The organism is uncultured Capnocytophaga sp. (assembly GCF_937936315.1).
Lineage (GTDB): Bacteria > Bacteroidota > Bacteroidia > Flavobacteriales > Flavobacteriaceae > Capnocytophaga.
This window is the reverse complement of the sequence record NZ_CALGWU010000051.1, coordinates 1-5,409: the sequence shown is the minus strand read 5'-3', so window position 1 is coordinate 5,409 and position 5,409 is coordinate 1. Positions and strand designations below refer to the sequence as shown.

Below are 5,409 nucleotides of genomic sequence, written 5' to 3'. Positions count from 1 at the left end.
CCTCGTCTGGTTGTGAATTGCTTTCAAATTTTGTAGTTTTGTGATTGATAACAACAGTAGAAAAGATGCCGTTGTAAAAACCAGTGTTGTGAATTGCTTTCAAATTTTGTAGTTTTGTGATTGATAACAACAACAATTTAAATGAATCTACTTGTAACATAGTTGTGAATTGCTTTCAAATTTTGTAGTTTTGTGATTGATAACAACTATAATTTCTCTTTCATCATTTACTGGATAGTTGTGAATTGCTTTCAAATTTTGTAGTTTTGTGATTGATAACAACGAACAGGCGGGACAGCAATTAGTCTTGTTTGTTGTGAATTGCTTTCAAATTTTGTAGTTTTGTGATTGATAACAACAGTGTATGGCAAGAGTGCTGATGATTACGCGTTGTGAATTGCTTTCAAATTTTGTAGTTTTGCGATTGATAACAACCCCCTGCAGATACACATTCACAGAGACGAGGTTGTGAATTGCTTTCAAATTTTGTAGTTTTGTGATTGATAACAACCAAACAAGCCGTAAAGCCGTATAAAACTCCGTTATGAATTGCTTTCAAATTTTGTAGTTTTGTGATTGATAACAACCTCAATCTTTTAAAGGTTTTAGTATCAATCGGTTTTGATTAAAAACAGTACTGAAAAAACCTCTTCTTTTATCTTTGTTTATAAGATAAAAGAGGAGGTTTTACTTTTCTATTCTTCTTAAAAAAGACTTTTATGCTTTGGTAATGTTTCCTAGGCGGTCTACTTTTAGTTTGATACAGACTTCTTTTATCATTATTCCTACTATACTTCTCTCCATTTTATTCAATGGTGAATACTCCATTTTATTTACAATAGGAGATGCCACTGCTTCTTGTACAAAAAAACACTGATTTCCTGTAAAACTCACTGTTTTATAAATTCTTTCTTTCTGTTCTTTGCTAAGGTTATTGAAATCTATTGTCTCTGCGATTTCTCCTTCCATAGGCACATATACCAAATCGTTAGGCGAAAGGATAAATAATAGTGGTTCTCCTTTTTCATTACGCTCAGGGACAGAAGGAAGTCCTTATTTTTGTCGTTCAATTACTTTGTTGAAAGGGATAGTTGCATACGAGCGTTTTTCTTTGCCTTGATATACTCCAAAAAAGAGGTTTGTTCCTTTGGCGGCTTCTACAAATTTGGTAGCTTTAGCACCTATTTCTCCGAGTGGAAATTTACTTCCTTCCTCAAAAATACGGACTTTATAGATAGGTTGATGTTTTTTGCCATCGTTATATTGAGCGATATTTTTGTTGAGTTCTTCTAATCCTTCTGCTGAAAAAGCTACTTCTGGACTTCCTTTATATTTCAGATAGTTGAGCAATATTTTCTGAATGCCCGTATCGGTAATACTACTGATGATCTTTTCAGTAAAGGTAATGTCTACTGTTTTTCGGGTAGCTGTAAGTATTTTATCTTTACCTATTTTTCTATCCAAAACAATTTTACCTGAAACAGTTTCTTTATGTAAAGGCTTTCTGATAGCCCAATTAGTTCCTTCTTGTTTTACTTTCTTTTTTACAAGTACACCATTTTTCTCTTCCCATTTTTCATAATAGTTGGTAGCTTTATTAATCACTCTTAGGTTTTGTTTGAAACTCACTACTATATGTTCGAGGGATTCTTTGGCTTCTTGAGTGAATGTAGCCCAAGGTTTCTTGAACTGCCAGTTATTATTCTTTTTCTCACAGAGGATGGTGCGAAGGTCTATGCGAGATTGTTGTTTTTCTTTTTTATCCTTACTCTTATCCAATGCGTGTTGGTTATTCATATAATTAATATGCTCTCTCGTGGCACAAGCAATCACTAAGGCATCCATAGCGTGATGACGGTGGTCTATGCGTTTCTTTTGGAAACCTTGGCTGTACTCTATTGGAACCGTAGGAAGATTTTTTTGAAGTCTGTCGTTATATGAGGTAAAAAGCTGTGTTTGGGTAAGTTGGTTCATTCGCTCAAAACGAGGAAGTATAAGCTCGTTCCACACGTCATTAAGTCCCCAATCCTGCTTGAGGGCAGTAGTGATTTTACCTGTACAAGGTATTACATTTTTAGAGTTTACACCTTCATCTTTTTCATCTGAACGCACTATTTTAGAAAGTATTTCAGAAATATACTTGCTGATGTAACGAGTGTCATTCAGCTGGCGAGCCACCATTTTTTCAGGTATTTCATTCAAAAGAAGTTTTTGTTGTTTGGCTAAATTATTAGCGTAATGTTTCTTCACAAACTCTTTGTATTGTTCTTCTGTGAAGATAGTAACTTCTTTATTAGCTGTTATGCGCACTTTCTCACCGTGGTGATTCTGGATAAATTCCAATCCTAATAGATTTGTTTTTAGCTTATTTACAGCTGATTCGCATATTACCTTATTGGATAAACTATCGTCGTAATAACGGCTTTGTGGAATAATATGTTCTATTTCATACTCCTCGGTAAATAGCTTTGTGAGTGAAATCACCTCTCCCGTATAAGGCGATTTATACTTTTGTTCTAACCAGAGCTTGTAGCGTTGTATCTCAGGGGTGGTAGGTTCAGCTTTTTTGCGAATTTTTTGAATTTCTTCGTCTATTTCATCTGTACTACTGAATACACCTTCTTCATAGATTTTAAGCAGTTCTTGCTGTATAGGCGAATAGGGGCGTACGTTCTGTATGCTTGCATCTTCTTTTAATTCGGCAAGCAATTTCTTAATACGTAGGTTGGTATTTTCATTCTCTTGATTTCTATTAGAAAGTTGTTTTCTTTCTTCAGCTGTTTTTTTGAGTTCTCTACCCAGTTCTATATGTATTTCATCAAAGAAATTCGCTTGTCCCCCACCGTATTGTTGCCAAATATCTCTTACTACGCGTAAAGTTTCGGTAACTACTTGCTCTACTATAGGATTTCTCAGTGAATGTTGCTTGAAATCTTCTAAATATACTTCTAAATCACTCACTGAAGTCCATTTTTCTATATCGGTAGCTTCGGCGTGACGGTTATAGACTACATACTGTGCTAACCAAAGCGGTAATCCTTGAAAGCAGCTCTCACTATTGAGCTGATACTTCTCTGTTTTTTCTCTAATGATGGTACGGATATCCTCATTCGCCACTCCATTGATAAGGTCGTCTATACGTTTTTGAGTAGATACATCAATACGATTAAAGTCCCAATGATTGCCAAATCGCATCAGAGGGAGTAATTTTTTAATTGCTTTTTCAGAAAAGCTACCATATTCATTAGGATAGGGTTTGAAGTTTTTAAAACTTTCTATGAAGGATGTTTCGTTTAATTGTTTCTTTTTAGCAAATCTCTTTAATGCTTTTTCAAATTCAACTTTGTCTTTCACCGAATATAACAAATGCCACAATCGATATGTTGTATCAAAGGTTAGAAAGTTGGCTGGGAGTCCTTCTACTTTCTGCAAATACCGCTGAAGGTCATAACCTGTTTCATTCATAGGGTATTTTTTGGAGGAGTTATCTGCCACATCATACACATAGTTCCAACGATAAGTAGTGAGCCATTTTTTAAGCTCGCTTTTAGCTGCTTTGTCTTTAATTTGAGGATTTTTTGCATGTAAAAAGTATTTCAGTAAACTTTCATTATCTATTTCTTTTTGAGACATCAAGAAGTTGAAGAGAGCCTCATAGTCTTGGGGTGTTTCAATAAACTGAGCAGTTACCTCACGGTCGGTTTCTATTTCATAAATTCGCAAGTTTTGCAGCCATTGCAGCACTCTAAATTCTTGGTAGTAAGGATTAGATTTGGCACATACTTTTATAGGAGCATCTTTGCGCTCATTAGTTTCCTTATCTATATACGAACGCTTTTCTAAGGTACAATTGGCAATAGTAGATTTTTTGCTGCGCAACGGGCGTTGGTAGAAAATGATATCTTCTACAAACAGATGAAGGAAATCTTTTGATAATAGATTTTGTTGTTGCGTCTCGTTTTTGCGGTATAATTCTCTTATACAGTCCGCTAATAGGTTTTTGGTAAACAATTCTGGTTGAAGTGCTATTTGTTTGGTTAAAATAGCTTTTAATTCATTTTTATAGTATTTTCGTTCAATCGTACGAACTAATTTACCTTTAATCTTCTGATTGGGGTCTTGCAACAAATGATCGTAGATATAAGCACCTACAGTTTTTCCAGAAAAATCAATATCGTGTTCTGTTTTCTTTTTGAGCAAGTTCCAGTCGTTTTCTTCAGGAGCTCTAAAGGAACGTTTTTCTTTACCCTCTTTGTCTACTTTAATAGTGCCATCATCATTAAGGTCGGTAGTAACGATAAAATCACGTGTTTTTCCCTTCCAATCGTCCAAAGGGATTTTACTTGTACGACGGTATATCCAACCATTTTCTAAACGGATTGTATACCAAATCTCACCTTTTTTATTAGGAGCTTCAGCCTCTACCTCTACAACTTTTAAAGAGTGAAAAGCAACTTCTTTGTTAGGGCTTTCAGTTTCTTCTTCGCCGCGCAACTGGTAGTACCCTCTTTTTTGATTGAAGTGAAGAATAAGCCAAGCCAATTCTTGTTGGGTAATCTTTTGTGAAAGTGCTTTTTTACGCAGGTAATAAATTGTCCAATCATAAGGGATTTTACTCTCTTCGCCATTAGATTTTTTATAGAATAACTGAGGTTGGTGTTTTTTGAAATCCTCAATCATCTCATTGAAACTATTTGTAAAGATAAAATTCCCATTGTTATAAGCTATTTTGGGTTCAGCATTATCTATAAATTTACCATATCTTTTGGTAAAGTCTATTTGAGCATCATAGTGAGGAGGTAAAAAACCTAATATGTGAAGTACTCTATGAAGTCGCTCACGGCGAAGTAAATGCCGTTCTCTCAGGCGACGCATACTGCGATAAGTAGTTCTTTCGGCAGTTTGAGAAACTGTATTTCCTTTCTCAAAATCGCCTAATATACCCTGATCCATAGGGATAATCCTACTACCAGCAGCCATAATTTTTCCTTGTTTGTTTTCAAAATCTTGTTGTACAAAAGCCCAACCGATAGAGTTTGAGCCTAAATCTAAGCCTAATATGTGTTTCATTGGTATAATGTTTTAAGAAAGGACAAATATAATGATTTTTTTTATACTAAAATATTTGTACATTAAAAATATAATACCTACTTTTGTCGCACAATTTGAAAGCAATTCACAATAAGGATTATTCCGTTGTGAAAACATTTAAAGGAGCCCTATCCTAGTGATAGGGTTCTTTTTTTTGGAAAATTGAGAATCTAGGAGAGCCTCGGAGAGAATAGGACGAGGAAGACAAGGCAGACAAGGCTGATTGGGGAGGAACTGTGAGAGATTTTATGAAATGATGATATAATAAAAAAGAGCAACTCTTTATCAGAATTGCTCTTTATAAGAAGGCGGCGACAT

At 34.9% G+C, this 5,409-nt stretch carries 1 pseudogene; it reads right to left on the bottom strand.

From position 1 onward, the window contains the following. Positions 1–717: 717 nt before the first annotated feature. Positions 718–5,070 (bottom strand): annotated as a pseudogene (cas9, locus tag Q0162_RS09525) (type II CRISPR RNA-guided endonuclease Cas9). Positions 5,071–5,409: the final 339 nt, after the last annotated feature.